This is a genomic window from Burkholderia sp. Ac-20384 (assembly GCF_017104605.1).
Classification (GTDB): Bacteria; Pseudomonadota; Gammaproteobacteria; order Burkholderiales; family Burkholderiaceae; genus Burkholderia; species Burkholderia lata.
The window spans coordinates 1-16386 of the sequence record NZ_JAAGPE010000064.1 but is presented as its reverse complement, the minus strand read 5'-3'; the positions used below and the strand labels follow the sequence as shown (position 1 = coordinate 16386).

14 protein-coding genes are annotated in these 16386 nt (G+C 67.7%); 12 read left to right on the top strand and 2 right to left on the bottom strand.

Annotated features, from left to right (window positions below; genetic code table 11):
* Positions 1 to 166: 166 nt before the first annotated feature.
* From G3O00_RS14875 to G3O00_RS14845, 7 genes are all read left to right on the top strand, one after another.
* Positions 167 to 1195 carry a TRAP transporter substrate-binding protein gene (locus tag G3O00_RS14875; protein WP_206143431.1) on the top strand — a complete coding sequence of 343 codons (1029 nt, stop codon included), beginning with the start codon at positions 167 to 169 and terminating at the stop codon, positions 1193 to 1195.
* A gap of 3 nt (positions 1196 to 1198) precedes the next feature.
* Entirely contained in the window at positions 1199 to 3085 is a 1887-nt protein-coding gene (locus G3O00_RS14870; protein ID WP_206143430.1) for a TRAP transporter large permease subunit, read from the top strand.
* 22 nt (positions 3086 to 3107) lie between these two features.
* Positions 3108 to 4178: a LacI family DNA-binding transcriptional regulator gene (locus G3O00_RS14865; protein WP_206143429.1), complete on the top strand. Its 1071-nt coding sequence runs from the start codon at positions 3108 to 3110 to the stop codon at positions 4176 to 4178.
* Positions 4175 to 5197, top strand: coding sequence for a hydroxyacid dehydrogenase (locus tag G3O00_RS14860; RefSeq protein WP_206143428.1), 1023 nt, complete (start codon positions 4175 to 4177; stop codon positions 5195 to 5197). Before G3O00_RS14865 ends, G3O00_RS14860 begins: the two co-directional genes overlap by 4 nt.
* The gene (locus G3O00_RS14855; RefSeq protein ID WP_206143427.1) at positions 5194 to 6018 is read left to right on the top strand and encodes an amidohydrolase family protein; all 825 of its coding nucleotides are present in this window, start codon (positions 5194 to 5196) and stop codon (positions 6016 to 6018) included. Before G3O00_RS14860 ends, G3O00_RS14855 begins: the two co-directional genes overlap by 4 nt.
* Before the next feature lie 667 nt (positions 6019 to 6685).
* Positions 6686 to 7459, top strand: coding sequence for a hypothetical protein (locus G3O00_RS14850; RefSeq protein ID WP_011354918.1), 774 nt, complete (start codon positions 6686 to 6688; stop codon positions 7457 to 7459).
* A gap of 20 nt (positions 7460 to 7479) precedes the next feature.
* Positions 7480 to 8613 (top strand): transporter substrate-binding domain-containing protein, encoded by a 1134-nt coding sequence (locus tag G3O00_RS14845; RefSeq protein WP_011354919.1) that lies wholly within the window; start codon positions 7480 to 7482, stop codon positions 8611 to 8613.
* A gap of 94 nt (positions 8614 to 8707) precedes the next feature.
* On the opposite strand, the gene G3O00_RS14840 is transcribed toward G3O00_RS14845, so the two are convergent.
* On the bottom strand, positions 8708 to 9796 hold the full coding sequence (locus tag G3O00_RS14840; protein WP_174929548.1) for an ionic transporter y4hA: 1089 nt from the start codon (positions 9794 to 9796) through the stop codon (positions 8708 to 8710).
* Positions 9797 to 10346: 550 nt separating this feature from the next.
* On the opposite strand from G3O00_RS14840, the gene G3O00_RS14835 reads away from it, so the two are divergent.
* The 5 genes from G3O00_RS14835 to G3O00_RS14815 all read left to right on the top strand — a co-directional run bounded on the left by G3O00_RS14835 (position 10347) and on the right by G3O00_RS14815 (position 16131).
* Complete coding sequence (locus tag G3O00_RS14835) at positions 10347 to 11903, top strand: 3-hydroxyacyl-CoA dehydrogenase (RefSeq protein ID WP_206143426.1); 1557 nt, start codon at positions 10347 to 10349, stop codon at positions 11901 to 11903.
* 59 nt (positions 11904 to 11962) lie between these two features.
* On the top strand, positions 11963 to 13285 hold the full coding sequence (paaK, locus tag G3O00_RS14830) for a phenylacetate--CoA ligase PaaK (RefSeq protein ID WP_206143425.1): 1323 nt from the start codon (positions 11963 to 11965) through the stop codon (positions 13283 to 13285).
* A 38-nt stretch (positions 13286 to 13323) separates the two neighbouring features.
* Complete coding sequence (locus G3O00_RS14825) at positions 13324 to 14124, top strand: enoyl-CoA hydratase-related protein (protein WP_206143424.1); 801 nt, start codon at positions 13324 to 13326, stop codon at positions 14122 to 14124.
* A gap of 160 nt (positions 14125 to 14284) precedes the next feature.
* Positions 14285 to 14956, top strand: coding sequence for a MarC family protein (locus G3O00_RS14820; protein ID WP_011354924.1), 672 nt, complete (start codon positions 14285 to 14287; stop codon positions 14954 to 14956).
* A gap of 194 nt (positions 14957 to 15150) precedes the next feature.
* Positions 15151 to 16131, top strand: a complete 981-nt coding sequence (locus tag G3O00_RS14815) for an aldo/keto reductase (RefSeq protein ID WP_174929545.1) — start codon at positions 15151 to 15153, stop codon at positions 16129 to 16131.
* A gap of 20 nt (positions 16132 to 16151) precedes the next feature.
* Here G3O00_RS14815 and G3O00_RS14810 read toward each other — a convergent pair.
* On the bottom strand, positions 16152 to 16386 hold a 235-nt coding region (locus G3O00_RS14810), incomplete at its 5' end, for a CPBP family intramembrane glutamic endopeptidase (protein WP_206143423.1).

Sequence of the window (16386 nt, the reverse complement as noted above, 5' to 3'; positions counted from 1 at the left end):
CCGCTGATTTGCCAATATTTCGGCCGGAAATAGACTGCGCGGATCCCCGTTTTCATCCTTGTCACGGGAAAACCCTCATTTTTATCTCATCGGTCGTCGTATTACTGTATCGATACACTAAATCGATACAGTGCGTCGTGAGGCGCAATCGCAAAGGAGACGGCCCATGAATACCTACACCCGGCGGCGCTTTCTGCAGACGGTGTCCGCCGCCACGCTCGCGGCTGCAGGCGGTTTGCCGGAAGTCGTGCGGGCGCAGCCGGTCGTGACGCTGCGTTGCTCGTCGTCGATGCCGGCCGACCAGAACGCCGCGCACTACGTGTGGTACGAGCGTCTTGCCGCAAACCTGAAGGCGAGTGTCGGCGACGCGATCCGGGTCGACTACTTCCCGAACAGCCAGCTCGGCAAGGAGAGCGATGTCGCGCAGCAGGTCAAGATCGGCGCGATCGACATGATGATCGCGGGTTCGTCGATCTGGGCGACGGTGGCGCCGGAGCTCGGCATGCTCGATCTCGGCTATCTGTTCGACAGCTATGCGCATGTCGCGAAAGTGCTCGACGGCCCGGTCGGTGCAAGCCTGAACGCGCTGCTGCAAAAGCGCGCGGGCTGCTCGGTGCTGACCTGGGGCTCGCATTTCGGTGGGCGCTGCGTGTTCACGAAGCAGCCCGTGCTGGCGCTGCAGGGGCTGAAGGGCACGAAGCTGCGGGTGCTGCCGACGCCGGCGTTCATGGACACCTTCAAGGCGATGGGGGCGGTGCCGACACCGATTCCGTTCGGCGAGCTGTACATGGCCGTGCAGACGGGCGTCGTCGACGGGCTCGAGCACGATCCCGCCACGGTGCTCGCGAGCAAGTTCGACGAAGTGGTGAAATCGTGCTGGCAATCGCATCACGTGTTTGCCGCGATGACCGTCGTGATGGGGCGGCGTGCGCTCGACCGGATTCCGGCGAACCTGCGCCCCGCGTTCGATCGCGCGGTGGCCGACGCAACCGTGCAGCAGCGTGCGATTGCCGCGCAGAAGGCCGACCAGGCCGAGCAGGCGTTGAAGCAGCACGGCATGAGCTTCCATCCGATGGCGGCAGCCGAACGCGCGGCGTTGCGGCAGACGATGCACGACCGGCTCTATACGGCATTCGCCGCGCAGTATCCGGCGACCGCGCCGCTGTTTCCGGCGATCGCCGCCGGGCGGGGCTGAACGATGGAGACCTGTTCCGTTTCGGGCGCCGCGGCGGCGCCTGGCGCCGGCCGCCCGGCACGGCGCGTCGCGCGTGTGCTGGACGCGATGCTGCGCGCGATCGAGTATGTGTCCGCGGTGGTGCTGGCTGTCGATGTGCTCGTCGTGTTCGTGTCGGTCGTGTGCCGTTATTTCCTGCACGACCCGCTCGACTGGACCGAAGAGGTCGCGAGTGCGCTGATGATCGTGCTGGTGTTTTTCGGCGCGGCGACGGTGCTCGGGCGCAGCCAGCACGTCGGCATCGACCTGTTTCGCGGCTGGTTCCCGGCACGCTGGCAGGGCGCGCTCGTGCAGATCGGCCACTGGATCGTCGCGGCCGTCTCGCTGAACCTGCTGGTGTCGTCATGCCAACTGCTGGCCGATTCGTACGACCAGTTGACGCCGGGCGGGCTGCCGGGCTGGATCAACGTGTACCCGATGATGTTCGGCGCGCTGTTCATGACCGTGTTCGCGCTTGCGAACGCGCTCGACGCGCCGCGCCGCCGGGTGGTCGGCACGCTCGCGTGCTGCGCGGGATTTGCGGCCGCGCTGTACGGATGGAATGCACTGGTGCCGGCGCACGCGATTGCGCCGGGCATGCTGCTGGCGGCCGGTTTCGTCGGCGGCCTCGTGCTGGGCGTGCCGATCGGCTTCGTGCTCGCGTTCTCGGCGTTGCTGTATTTCCTGGCCGACCCGACACTGCCGCTGCTCGTCTATTCGCAGCAGGTCATGGCCGGTGCCGATCACTTCGTGCTGCTCGCCGTGCCGTTTTTCGTGCTGGCCGGGCTGCTGATGGAATCGAACGGCATGTCCGCACGGCTCGTCGAACTGCTGCTGCGGATCTTCGGGCGCGTACGCGGCGGGCTCGGGCTGATCGTGATTCTCGCGACGGCCTGCTTTTCCGGCGTGTCGGGCTCCAAGCTCGCCGACATCGCGGCAGTCGGCGGCGTCGTGATGCCGGCGGTGCGCCGTGCGCGCCAGGATCCCGACGAAACGGCGGCACTGCTCGCGTGCAGCGCGGTGATGGCCGAGACCATCCCGCCCTGCGTGAACATGATCATCATGGGCTTCGTCGCGAACATCTCGATTGCCGGCCTGTTCGTCGCGGGCATCGTGCCGGCTGCGGTGCTGGCCGCATCGCTCGCGGTGGTCACGGTGATCGCCGGGCGCAGGATCGACGTCTCGGCGGTGTTCACGGAACGCCGCGCGTGGCTGCCGCTCGCGGGCGGCGCGCTGGTCGCGCTGGTGATGGTCGCGATGATCGGCAAGGGTGTGACGTCGGGGATCGCGACGTCGACGGAAGTCTCCGCGTTCGCGGTGGTCTATGCGCTCGTGGCGGGCTGGCTCGCGTTTCGCGAGCTGACCTGGCGGTCGGTCGGGCGCGTGTTCGTGCGCGCCGCGTCGATGGCCGGCGGCATCCTGTTCATCGTTGCCGCGGCGTCGAGTGTGTCGTTCGCACTGTCGATCGAGCAAATTCCGGCGCTGGTCTCGGGCACAATGACCGCGTTCGCCCACCAGTACGGTGCGACGATGTTCCTGCTGCTCGCGGCGCTCGTCATGGTCGTGTTCGGTGCGGTACTCGAGGGTGCGCCGGCGCTGATCATCTTCGGGCCGCTGCTTGCGCCGATCGCGCTGCAGCTGGGCATCAACCCGCTGCATTTCGGCACGGTCGTGGTGGTGGCGATGGGGCTCGGCCTGTTCGCGCCGCCGGTCGGGCTCGGTCTGTTCACGACCTGCGCGATCACGGGCACCGACGTCCGGCACGTTGCGCGGCCGATGGTGAAATATCTGCTGGTGCTGGTCGCCGCCCTCGTGGCGCTGATTCTCGTGCCGGCGTTTTCGTTGTGGCTGCCGGCCCGTTTCGGCCTGTAGCCGCCTTTTACAGCAAGACGACATGAGTACGATTCAGGACGTGGCCCGTCATGCGGCCGTATCGGTCAGCACGGTTTCGAACGTGCTCAACGGCCGCACCGACCAGATGAAGCAGGAAACGCTCGAACGCGTGAAGGCCGCGATGGAAGTGCTGCAGTACCGGCCCAGCACGCTGGCGCGCCAGCTCAAGACGGGGCAGACGCCGCTCGTCGGGCTGCTGGTGCCGTCGATGGCGAACCCGATGTACGGCTACATCGCGCGCGAGGTCGAGGCCTGCGCGCAGGAGCAGTACGGTCATCGCGTGCTGATCGGCAATACGTATCGCGATGCGAAGAAGGAGGCGTCGTTCTTCGACGACCTGTTCGCGCATGGCGTGCGGCGCGTGATCGTGATCTCGTCGCTGGCCGACGAAAGCCACCTCGAGCGCGCGGCCGAGCGCGGGATGACGGTCGTGAGCTACGACCGGCGCGCGACGCCCGGCGAGCTGTCGAAGGTTGAACACGTCACGGCCGACAACGAGGCCGCCGCGCGGCTCGCGACGCGTTGCCTCGTCGATGCGGGGCACCGGCGGCTCGCGTTCGCGACGGTCGCCGGCATGACCGTGAGCCGCAGCGACAAGATCCGCGGCTTTCTCGAGACGGCGCGCGACGCGGGCATCGAGGCCCACGCACAGGTGCTCGACGGCGGCCCCGCGAACGAGTACGGCGACGCGGTGATCGTCGACGTGGGGCGCGCGCTGGGCGTCGCGCTTGCCGCCGATCCGGCGCGGCCGACCGGCATCGTCGCGGTCAACGACCTGTTCGCGCTTGGCCTGATGGCCGGATTGCGTGACGGCGGCCTGCGCGTGCCGGACGACGTGTCGGTCGTCGGGATGGACGGTCACTTCCTGTCGGCGATTTCCAATCCGGCGCTGACCACGGTGCAACTGCCCGTCACCGAGATGGCCGAGGACATGGTGCGGCGCGTGATGCGGTCGGACGGCGACACGCCGCTGGCGCTCGAACCGCACGTGTTCTCCGGTGTGACCCTCATCGAGCGCGCATCGGTCGCGTCGCCGCCGCCGGCGGACCGCGCGCAAGGAGGGGCGGCATGACGCGCGTCTTCGTCACGCATCCGTCGGGGATGCTCGACCGCTATTTCGGCGCGAAGGCGATGCGCGCGCTGCAGGCGATCGCGGACGTCACGTGCAACCCGCTCGATCGCGAGCTGGGCACGGACGAACTGGTCGCGGCCGCGCAGGGTTGCGACGCGATGATTGCGTACCGGCAGACGCCCGCGCCGCGTGCGCTTTTCGCCGGGCTGCCCGCACTGGCGGCGTTCCTGCGCTGCGCGGTCGATATCCGCACCGTCGACGTCGACGCGGCGACCGCGTTCGGCGTGCTGGTCACGCAGGCGAGCCCCGGCTTTGCGCCGGCGGTCGCCGAGTGGGTGATCGGCGCGATGATCGATCTCGCGCGCGGTATCGGCCGTTATGCATCGGACTACCACCGCGGGATGCCGCCCGTGCCGCAGATGGGGCGCGAATTGCGCGGCAGCACGCTCGGCCTGATCGGTTACGGACAGATTGCGCGCCACCTTGCGCCGATTGCGACGGCACTCGGGATGCGCGTGCTCGTCAGCGATCCCTATGTGCGCGTCGACGCGCCGATGCTCGAACAGGTCGACTTCGCGGCGCTGTTGCAGGCCGCCGATTTCGTCGTGTGCCTCGCGCCGGCGACGCCGGCCACCGCGAACCTGATCGATGCGGGCGCGTTCGCGGCCATGAAGCCGGGCGCGTATTTCATCAATGCTTCGCGCGGCGAACTAGTGGACGAGCAGGCGCTGTCCGAGGCGCTCGACACCGGTCGGCTCGCGGGCTGTGCCCTCGATGTCGGGCGAGCGGCGGACCAGATGCCGACGCCCGCGCTCGCCGCCCATCCGCGCGTGATCGCGACGCCGCATGTCGGTGGCCTGACGATGCCCGCGGTCGAGCACCAGGCGCTCGAGACGGTCGATCAGCTCGCCACACTGCTCGACGGAAACATGCCGCGCGGCGCCGTCAACGCCGGGCACGCAACGCGCCTGGCGCGCTGGCGCACGGCGGGGGCAGATGCCGGGCAGGGCTCGCGATGAGACCCGACGCGCCCACTGGTCGGCCGGCCCACGCGTGCGATTGCCACATCCACATCTATGACGACGCGTATCCGCTCGCACCGACGGCGACGTTCCGTCCGCCGCACGCGCCGGTGGATGCGTATCGCCGGGTGCAGCAGACGCTCGGCCTGGCCCACGTCGTGATCGTGCAGCCGACCGGCTATGGGGTCGACAACCGTTGCCTGCTCGACGCGCTGGCCGCATTCGGCCGGCAGGCGCGCGGCGTCGCGACGTTGCCGGTCGACGTGCCGGATGGCGAGCTGGCGCGGTTGCACGCGGCGGGCGTGCGCGGCGTCCGGTTCATGATGTTGGCGGGCGGCCTGGCGCGGTGGGACGAACTGGAGCGGGTGGCCGCGCGGATCGCGCCGCTTGGCTGGCACGTCGACCTGCAGCTCGACGGCCGGACGCTGCCCGAGGTCCTGCCGTTGCTGTCCGCGCTACAGGCGCGTGTCGTGATCGATCACACGGGCAAGTTCCTGACGCCCGTCGCGCCGGACGCGCCCGAGTTTCTCGCGCTGCGGCGCCTGCTCGACCGCGGCCATGCATGGGTGAAGCTGTCCGCGCCGTACGAGACGTCGCGCTCGGGCGCGCCCGGTTACGACGATGTCGCGCGTCTCGCCGCCGTTTTGGCGCGCCACCATTCGGCGCGGTGCGTATGGGGCAGCAACTGGCCGCACCCGAACGCGTGGCCGGTCCCTGACGACCTGCGCCTGCTCGGCTGGCTGGACGACTGCACGGCGGACGACGCGGTCAGCCGCGCGATTCTGGTCGACAACCCGACCGAACTTTACGGATTCTGAGTCGGCTGCGAGGGCGAGGCCGAGCGCGACAAGCTTTCAATCCGGAAGCATGTCACATTCGATGCCAAGCAATCCTGACCGAGCACGACCGGTCGCAGTCCTGCGAATCCTTACCGTGCTGAAAGCTGTGTGCCGAGGGTGTTCCAACGGAGGAACGCAGCATTTCGCTGCACTGCGACAACTGCTTGACGCTGCATGCCGGTCGGCGCACGATACGTCCGTGCATTTGGAGCGGGACGCGCCGGCCGCGCGGTTCCTGCACCCGCGATACGCAAAAGAACAACGATGAGCCTTTACGCACTCGTACCGGAATACCGGCCCCGCGATTGTCGGCCCGCCGGAACAACGCTTCACCCGACGCCCGTCGCGTCACGTATCCGTCATCCCGTTTCGTACCGTGCATCGGTACACTTTCCCGTCCGCGCGAGCGCCGCGGCGACGAACGGCGCCCGTCCGGCGCGCCGCATCGCAGTGTCGTCTGCCGCTCCTCATCACCGCATCCTGAACGGCGCCTACACCGGCGTCTCGTGACGTCCGTCGCGCCCATCCTTGCATTGCGCCGCCGGCTTGCCTGATTGCCTGGCGGCACCGAAGTCCGAAGCATTTCGATTGAGCTTGAAAAAAGCTAACGCAAGCAGTTCGGTTCGAGGTTCAAGGAGAAAAACTCATGTCGCAGCTTTCGAATGAAGAAGCAAACGGCAGTTCGGGGAGTGGCAAGGTCAAGCTGATCAAGTGGGCGATCATCGTCGCCGGCGTAGCGATCGCGGCACCGGCGGCGCTGTTCATCCTGAAAGGGGTGATCGCGCTGGTCACGGCGGGCGTGATCGGCCTCGGCGCGATCTATTTCGCGCCGGTCGTTGCAATGAAGTTCGCGAACCAGAAGGTGAAGATGATCGTCCAGGAGGCGCAGGCCAATCCGATCGAGACGCTGATCAACCAGCTCGCGGAAAAGCGCCAGGCGGCCCAGAAGTTCGCGGACAGCATCACCGCATTCCGCACCGAGGTGAAGAACTTCGAAAGCAAGACGGAACTGTTCGAGAAGCAGTATCCGGACGACGCGCCACGCTTCCGGCAGCAGCTCGACACGATGAAGCAGCTGCTGTCGTTTCGCGAGGGGCGTTACAAGCAGGTGCAGGCCGAACTGAAGAACTTCGCATCGGCGATCGACCGCGCGAAGGCGATGTGGGACATGTCGCAGGCCGCGCAGCAGATGAACAAGCTCGCGGGCAAGCAGGCGTCCGACACGTTCGAGCAGATCAAGACCGACGTGGCCGTCGATTCGGTGATGCGCTCGGTCAACAAGGCGTTCTCCGAAATGGAGACGTCGCTGATGGATAACCCCGAGGTCAAGCAGGCGCAGCAGCAGGCGGTGATGAACGCGCCGCACGCGCCCGGGCTCGATGCGACGAACCCCGCGCAACTGCCGTCGAAACAACAATAACTTCCTGCAGGCTCGCAACCATGAAAAAACTTCTTGGCGCCATCGCATTCCTGGTCGTGCTCGTCGGCGTATGGATCGTGCATCAGGGCGGCCTGTCGACGCTGATTCCCGCGCATGACGCGGCCCCGGGCTCGACGTCCGCGCAAAGTGGCGACACCGGGCAGTCCGCGCAGACGTCGCCGTCGTCCAACGTACTGCCGGCCGGCTTCACGCCGCAGGCCAGCACGCTGAAATCGATTGCCGAAAACGGCATCGTGCGGATCTCCGTGCAGAACCCGAGCGAACCGTTCTTCGGCGAGGACAAGGGTGCGCCGCACGGCTTCAACGTCGAGTTCGCGCGGCTGCTGTTCGCGGATCCGTCGTTCTCGCACGGCGGCAAGCCGGTCGCCGTCGATACGCGCCACGAGGTCGACACCTATCCGGGCGTGCCGAAGCAGCTGCTCGATACGGACGCGAAGGGGAACCACGTGGTCGACGTGGCGATGGACGGGCTGACGTTCCCGGACAACACGCCGTCGGGTGTCGTCTATTCGGTGCCGTACGTCGACGATTTCGGCTACTCGCTGATCGTGCGGCAGGGCTCCGCGATCCGCTCGACTGACGATCTCGCGGGCAAGACGGTCGGCATCCTGAAGGGCGACCCGGACGTGCGCGCGTTCGTCACGCGCCAGTATCCGAACGTGAAGTTCGTCGAAGTCGACGATTCCGATCCGGCGTTCATCGCGAAGAGCATCGACGGACATACGGTCGACGCGTTCATCTACGACTATCCGTTCGCGGTCAGCTCGATCAAGGACACCGACCTGAAGTTCGCGGTGACCAAGCTCGACGGCTCGAACATCGCGTACAAGATCGGCGTGCGCGCGGACGACCAGGATCTGCTGATCTACCTGAACGCCGCGATCGCGAAGCTCAAGCAGTCGCCGCAGTATCTCGACCTGCTGCGCAAGTACTTCGTCAGCGACCAGGCGGTGACGACCGCGGCCGCGTCGGGCGAACACACGTACGTGGTGAAGGCGGGTGACACGCTGAACATGATCGCGGCGAGCAAGCTCGGCAGCGGCCAGCGTTATCGCGAGATTCAACGCCGCAACAACCTCGCCAATCCGAACCTGATCCTGGCGGGCCAGCACCTCGTGATTCCGGTGCGGTAACGGCGGCGTGACGTGAACGAAGGAAGTTGAAGCGACGTGAAAGACTGCGCACGGCCCGGCGGAGGTGATCCGCCGGGCCGTGCGCTTTTCTGCGTCAGTGCGTGATCGACAGGAACAGGTAGGCGGCGAACAGCGACAGGTGCACGACGCCGTGCAGCACCGTCGTACGCCCCTGGCTGAGCGTCAGCGTGCTGACCAGCAGGGTGAGCGCCAGCAGCACGGTTTCCATCGGACCGATGCCGAGCGTGAGCGGCTGGCCGACCCAGATGAACACGGCCGCGACGGTCGGGATCGTGAGCCCGATACTCGCGAGCGCCGAACCGAGCGCGAGGTTCATGCTGGTCTGCAGGCGATTCGCGCGCGCAGCGGTAACGGCCGCGAGCGCTTCCGGCAGCAGCACGAGCGCGGCGATCACGATACCGACCGCGGCCTCGGGCGCACCGAGCTTCATCACCGCATGCTCGACGGCCGGTGACAGCAGCTTCGCGAGCAGCACGACCGAGATGAGACTCACGAACAGCAGCACCAGGCTGATCAGCGCAGTGCGGTTGCTCGGCGCCGCCGCGTGCACTGCTTCGTTCGCGCTGTCGTGCGCGGCGAGGAAGTAGTCGCGGTGGCGCACGGTCTGCACGAACACGAAGGCGCCGTACAGCACGAGCGACGACACGCCGGCGAACGCGAGCTGCGATTTCGAGAAGAACGGGCCCGGTGCGGCGTTCAGGTAGTTCGGCATCACGAGCGACAGCACCGACAGCGACGCCAGCACCGCGAGCGCCTTGCTGGCGCCACGGCCCTGGAAGTCCTGTTCGCCGTGCTTCCACGCGCCGACCAGCAGGCAGATACCGACGATGCCGTTGCAGATGATCATCACGGCGGCGAACACGGTGTCGCGGGCGAGGCCCGATTTCTCCGGGCCCGCGCCGAGCATCACCGACACGATCAGCGCGACTTCGATGACGGTCACGGCGACCGCGAGCACGAGCGTGCCGAACGGCTCGCCGACGCGGTGCGCGACGACTTCGGCATGGTGGACGGCGGCGAACACGGCGCCGGCGAGTGCGGCGGCGAACACCGCGATGAGGAGGCCTTCGGCCGGCACGACGCGCGACAGCGCGAGGACCAGCCATGCGGCAAGCGGGGCCACGAGGGTCCAGCGCGGGAGCTGGTTGGACGAGAGCGGCATGGGGGTTTCCTTATGCGAGTGGCGGCGCGCGACGCGCCGTCACGGGTTGACGAAGCCCGGCCGTACTATCCGCCGAACGAGGATGATGAAACCGAAAGGGGGCGGCACGCAACGGTGCCGCCCTGGATTCGCCGCCGTGAGGCAGCGAGGGGCGCGGGCGGGCCGAAGCCCGTCGCTGGATGAAACGGTTCGATGCGGCTGGCCGCGGACGGCGAGGCGAGCACGTGTGACGACGCTCGGGCCGGAGGCTCGGTTCCGACCCCGGAAGGGCGGCCTGCGATGGACGGCGGTGGCAGCGTGACACGCGGTTTCCCCCTGAAATCCGGCGGTTTGTCGAATTTTATCAGGCGTTCGGGGGGCACTATCTCATATTCGAACGCTTTCATTGACCTTTCGGTTTACAAAAAGTGCCCCGACCTTTCAATTTTTTTGTCTTTGCAGTTTCCGTAACGGTCTCTTGCACGACAAATTCGGGCTCGCCCTGACATAAATCTACCGACCGGTCGGTTTATAATCGCTCGCACTTCCACTTCATGACGGATCGCAAGCGATGGCTGTTTCTTCTGCACATTCGGTGAACTCGGGCGCGCTGGCGCCGTCGGCCGTCGTCGGCGTGATCGGTGCCGGCGCGATGGGCGCGGGCATTGCGCAGATCGCGGCGGCGGCCGGCCATACGGTGCTGCTGTACGACCTGAACGAAGCTGCCTGCGACAAGGCGCTGGCCGGCATCCGCGCGCAGTTCGCGCGGCTCGCGGAGAAGGGCCGGCTCGAACCGGTCCAGGCCGATGCGGCAGGCGCCCGGATTCGCGCGGTGCGTGAACTGGCCGATTTCGCGGGCGCCGCACTGATCGTCGAGGCGGCGGCCGAGCGGCTCGACGTGAAGCGCGAGATCTTCGCGACCCTTGAGCGCCATGTCGACGATGCGTGCCTGCTGGCTACCAACACGTCGTCGATCTCGATCACGTCGATCGCGGCCGGGCTGCGCATGCCGCAGCGCGTCGCCGGCCTGCATTTCTTCAACCCGGCGCCGCTGATGGCGCTCGTCGAGGTGGTGAGCGGGCTCGCGACCGCGCCCGAGGTCGCGCAGGTGCTATATGCCACCGCCGCCGCATGGGGCAAGCGGCCCGTGATGGCGAAATCGACGCCGGGCTTCATCGTGAACCGCGTCGCGCGGCCGTATTACGCGGAGGCGCTGCGCGTGCTGAACGAGCAGGGCGGCGCGCCGGCATCGATCGACGCGGTAATGCGCGAGGCCGGCGGCTTCCGGATGGGGCCGTTCGAGCTGATGGACCTGATCGGCCACGACGTGAACTTCGCGGTGACCGAATCGGTGTTCCGCGCGTACTTCAACGATCCGCGCTACACGCCGTCGCTGATCCAGCAGGAGCTCGTGAACGCGGGCTTCCTCGGGCGCAAGTCGGGGCGCGGCTTCTATTCGTATGCGGATGGCGCGATGCCGCCCGCGCCCGAGCTCGAAGCGCCGCGCGATGCGCCGGCCGACGTCGCCCTGTTTGCGCAGGACGGCCCGGCCGCCGCGCTGCATGCGCGCTTCGCCGAACGCATTCCGGGCACCCGGCAGGCCGGCGCGCATGCCGACGACCTGCTCGCGACGGCCGGCCGCGCATCGATCGCGCTGACCGACGGCCGCACCGCGACCGCGCGTGCCGCGCAGACGGGTGTCGCCGATATCGTGTTGGTCGACCTCGCACGCGATTACGCACAGGCCGGGCTCGTTGCGCTGACGCGCGCGCTCCAGTGCAGCGATGCGGCCTATGCGGACGCGGTCGGCCTGTTCCAGCAGGCGGGCTTCCGCGTCGTCGGTGTTGCGGACGTGCCGGGCATGGTCGCGATGCGTACCGTCGCGATGCTCGCGAACGAGGCGGCCGACACGGTGAACCAGGGCGTGTGTTCGCCCGCCGATCTCGATCTGGCGATGGAGAAGGGCGTGAACTACCCGTGCGGCCCGCTCGCGTGGGCCGATGCGATTGGCATCGGCCGCGTGCATCGCGTGCTGTCGAACCTGGCGGCGAGCTACGGCGAGGACCGCTATCGCGTGTCGCCTCTCATCGCCGCGCTGCATGCGGCCGGCCGCACGTTCCGCTCGTAGCCGTCGCCCCCGTTACTTCGAACACGATAACGACATCACTCCATTGGAGGAGCACCCCGATGACTCACCCGACGCATCCCGCCGCCGCCCTCGAGCCGATCGAGACCGCCAGCCGTGACGAACTGCAGGCGCTGCAGCTCGAGCGCCTCAAGTGGTCGCTGCGCCACGCATACGACAACGTCCCGCACTATCGCCGCACGTTCGATGCGGCGGGCGTGCATCCGGACGACCTGAAGTCGCTCGCCGATCTGTCGAAATTCCCGTTCTCGACCAAGAACGATTTGCGCGACAACTATCCGTTCGGGCTGTTCGCGGTGCCGCGCGAGCAGGTCGTGCGCGTGCACGCGTCGAGCGGCACGACGGGCAAGCCGACGGTGGTCGGCTACACCGCGCGCGACATCGATACGTGGGCGAACGTGACCGCGCGCTCGATCCGTGCGGCCGGTGGCCGCCCCGGCGACACGCTGCACAACGCATTCGGCTACGGGCTCTTCACCGGCGGCTTGGGGATTCATTACGGCGCGGAGCGGCTCGGCTGCATGGTCGTGCCGATGTCGGGCGGGCAGACCGAGAAGCAGGTGCAGCTGATCCGCGATTTCGAGCCGAAGATCATCCTCGTCACGCCGTCGTACATGCTGAACCTGATCGACGAGATGGTGCGGCAGGGGATGGACCCGGCCGAGTCGTCGCTGAAGATCGGCATCTTCGGCGCCGAGCCGTGGACGCAGGCGCTGCGCGAGGAAGTCGAGACGCGCGTGGGCATCGACGCGCTCGACATCTACGGGCTGTCGGAAGTGATGGGCCCGGGCGTCGCGTGCGAATGCGTGGAGACGAAGGACGGCCCGGTGATCTGGGAAGACCATTTCTACCCGGAAATCATCGATCCGGTCACGGGCGAAGTGCTGCCCGACGGCAGCCAGGGCGAGCTCGTGTTCACGTCGCTGACGAAGGAAGCGATGCCGGTGATCCGCTACCGCACGCGCGACCTCACCGCGCTGCTGCCGCCGACTGCGCGCGCGATGCGCCGTCTCGCGAAGATCACCGGCCGCTCCGACGACATGCTGATCGTGCGCGGCGTGAACGTGTTCCCGAGCCAGATCGAGGAGATCGTCGTCGCGCTGCCGCAGTTGTCGGGCCAGTTCCAGATCACGCTGTCGCGCGACGGTCACATGGACCGGCTCGACCTCGCGGTCGAGCTGCGCTCCGAAGCGGCCGCGTCCGTCAGCGACAGCGATCGCGCGGCGCTCGCGCGCGAGCTGCAGCACCGGATCAAGACGATGGTCGGTGTGTCGTCCGGCGTGACGGTGCTGGCGGCGGGCGGCATTCCCGCGACCGCGACCGGCAAGGCCCGGCGCGTGATCGACCGCCGCCAGGCTGCGTAATTCCCCTGTTTGCCGTTCTACCCGAGGAAACCTGTTCGATGGATGGATTGAAGACCCTGGCCGTCACGGTCGATGCGCGCGGTATCGCAACCGTCGCGCTGCAGCGTGGCGACGTGCTCAACGCGTTCGACGAGACGATGATCGCCGAACTGACCGACGCGTTCACCACGCTCGGCCAGCGCGACGACGTGCGCGCGATCGTGCTGCGTTCGGACGGCCGCGCGTTCTGCGCCGGTGCCGACCTGCAGTGGATGCAGCGCGCGAGTGCAAACGACGCGGCGGCGAACCTGCGCGATGCGGAACGGTTCGCCGCGATGATGCGCGCGATCCGGCAATGCCCGAAACCGACGGTGGCGCGCGTGCAGGGCCATGCGTTTGGCGGCGGCGTCGGCCTGTGCGCGGCATGCGACATCGTGATCGCAAGCGATCACGCGCGCTTCTCGGTCAGCGAGGCACGCTTCGGGATCCTGCCGGCCGTGATCGGCCCGTACCTGGTCGAGGCGGTCGGCCAGCGCCAGGCGCGCCGGCTCGCGCTGACGGCGACCCAGCTCGCCGCGGGCGAAGCGGTCGCGATCGGCCTGATCCACCAGGTCGTGCCGCTCGATTCGCTCGACGAAGCACTCGACAAGACGCTTGCCGAACTCGGCCGCAATGGCCCGAACGCGCTGATGGAGATCAAGCGCTTCTTCGATGCGATCGGCGAGTATCCGCCGTCGGACGAGCGCGCGGCGTTCACCGCGCAGACGATCTCCCGCGTGCGGGCGACGCCGGAAGCGAAGGAAGGCTTCACTGCGTTCTTCGCGAAGCGGCCGCCGGCATGGGAGGCGGGCGCCGAGTAAGGGGAAACTGCGGGGAAACCGCGGGGAAACCAAGGGGAAATGGCGGCGATCGGCGGTACAGCGGGCCCGGCCGAATTTTGCGGCGCGGGCGCGGGCGCTTGCTCTACAATGCGTGACCTCCGGCGCGCTGCCGGCCCAGCCCCGACCGATTCTTCATCCGATGATCGTCAACCGCCTTATCTCCGAGATCCTGTTCGGCTTCACCGGCCTGATCGGCATCATCAACCCGATCGGCATCGCGTTCCTGTTTCTCGAACGGACCGAGGCGCTCACCGAGCAAGAGCGCGATCTGCTCGCGAGGAAGGTCGCGTTCAACGCGTTCATCGTGCTGATGGTCGCGTTCTTCGCCGGCACGCCGGTGCTGCATTTCTTCGGGATTTCGATGGAAGCGCTACGGATCGGCGGCGGCTTCGCGGTTGCCGTCGCGGGCTGGCAGATGCTGAACGAACCCGACGGCCCGGGCGGCGGCGACACGCCGGTCAAGCCGATCGACGCGAACGCGATCATGACGCGCGCGTTCTTCCCGTTGACCATGCCGCTGACGGTCGGCCCGGGCTCGATCGCGACCGCGATCGCGCTGAACGCGAACCGCACGCACAAGCTGTCGGAATTCATGCTGTCGAGCATCGTGTCGATCGCCGTCTCCGTGCTGGTGGCGATCGTGATCTGGCAGGTCTACAGCCGCTCCGCGCTGCTGTCGCGCTACCTCGGCAGCGAAGGCACCAAGGTCGCGAAGCGCGTGTCGGCATTCCTGCTGCTGTGCATCGGCGTGCAGATCATGCTGACCGGCTTTTCCGCGTTCCTGCAGCCGATCGCCGACCAGGCCAAGTAAGCCGGTAAGCGGCTGGCGCTGCTGCGCACGTGCTGCGCAGCCGGCGCCCCGCACGACCTCGCGCTGACGCGCGCCCCCTTCGTACGCTGCGGCGATGCCGCACGCATTTTTGCCGCCCGGGATACCATGCGACGGTCCGGCGGATGCGCGGCGCGCATCCGGCCGTCAGGTCAACTTCAATGGCGAGGCGTGCAATGGATTACGTGAAATTCGGATCGACAGGGCTGGAAGTGTCCAAGCTGGTGCTGGGTTGCATGACGTTCGGCGAACCGTCACGCGGCACGCATCCGTGGACGCTGCCGGAAGCGGAGAGTCGCCCGATCATCCAGCGGGCGGTCGAAGCCGGCATCAACTTCTTCGATACCGCGAACATGTATTCGGACGGCACGTCGGAGGAGATCGTCGGCCGCGCGCTGCGCGATTTCGCGAATCGCGACGAGATCGTGATCGCGACCAAGGTGTTCTACCGGATGCGGCCGGGGCCGAACGGTGCCGGGCTGTCGCGCAAGGCGATCATGACCGACATCGACCAGAGCCTGAAGCGGCTCGGCACCGACTATGTCGATCTCTACCAGATTCACCGCTGGGACAACGGCACGCCGCTCGAGGAGACGCTCGAGGCGCTGCATGACGTCGTGAAGGCCGGCAAGGCGCGCTATATCGGCGCATCGTCGATGTTCGCGTGGCAGTTCGCGAAGGCGCTGCACACGTCGAAGCAGCACGGCTGGACCCGCTTCGTCAGCATGCAGAACCACCTGAACCTGCTGTATCGGGAAGAAGAGCGGGAAATGCTGCCGCTGTGCGAAGACGAAGGGATCGCGGTGATTCCGTGGAGCCCGCTCGCGCGCGGCCGCCTCACGCGCAACTGGGACGAGTCGACCGAGCGGCAGCAGAGCGACGCGGTCGGCCAGCGGCTCTACGATGCGACGGTCGAATCGGACAAGGCGGTCGTCGACGCCGTTGCGACGATCGCGGCCGCCCGCAACGTGCCGCGTGCGCAGGTCGCGCTCGCCTGGGTCGCGCAGAAGCGCGGGGTCACCGCGCCGATCGTCGGCATTTCGAAGCCGCAGCAACTGGACGATGCACTGGCCGCGCTCGAACTGAAACTGACCGACGACGAGATCGCCACGCTCGAACGCCCGTACGTGCCGCACGCGGTCGCCGGGATCAACTGAGCGGCGGCGCCGCGCGGCCGTCAGCGCGCGGCGTCGAGCATCGGGTAGGTGAACAGGCCGAAGTGGACGACGTTCAGCCCCGCATGCACGAGTGCGGACGCGAGCAGCCCGCCGCGCCGCCAGGCGAGGCCGTAGCCGACGCCGGCCACCGTGCCGAGCACGACCCATTGCCAGCCGCCGGCCGCATGCGCGGCACCGAACAGCACCGCGCCGATCGCAAGCGCGGCCCACGGCCCCCATGCGAACGCGCGCAGC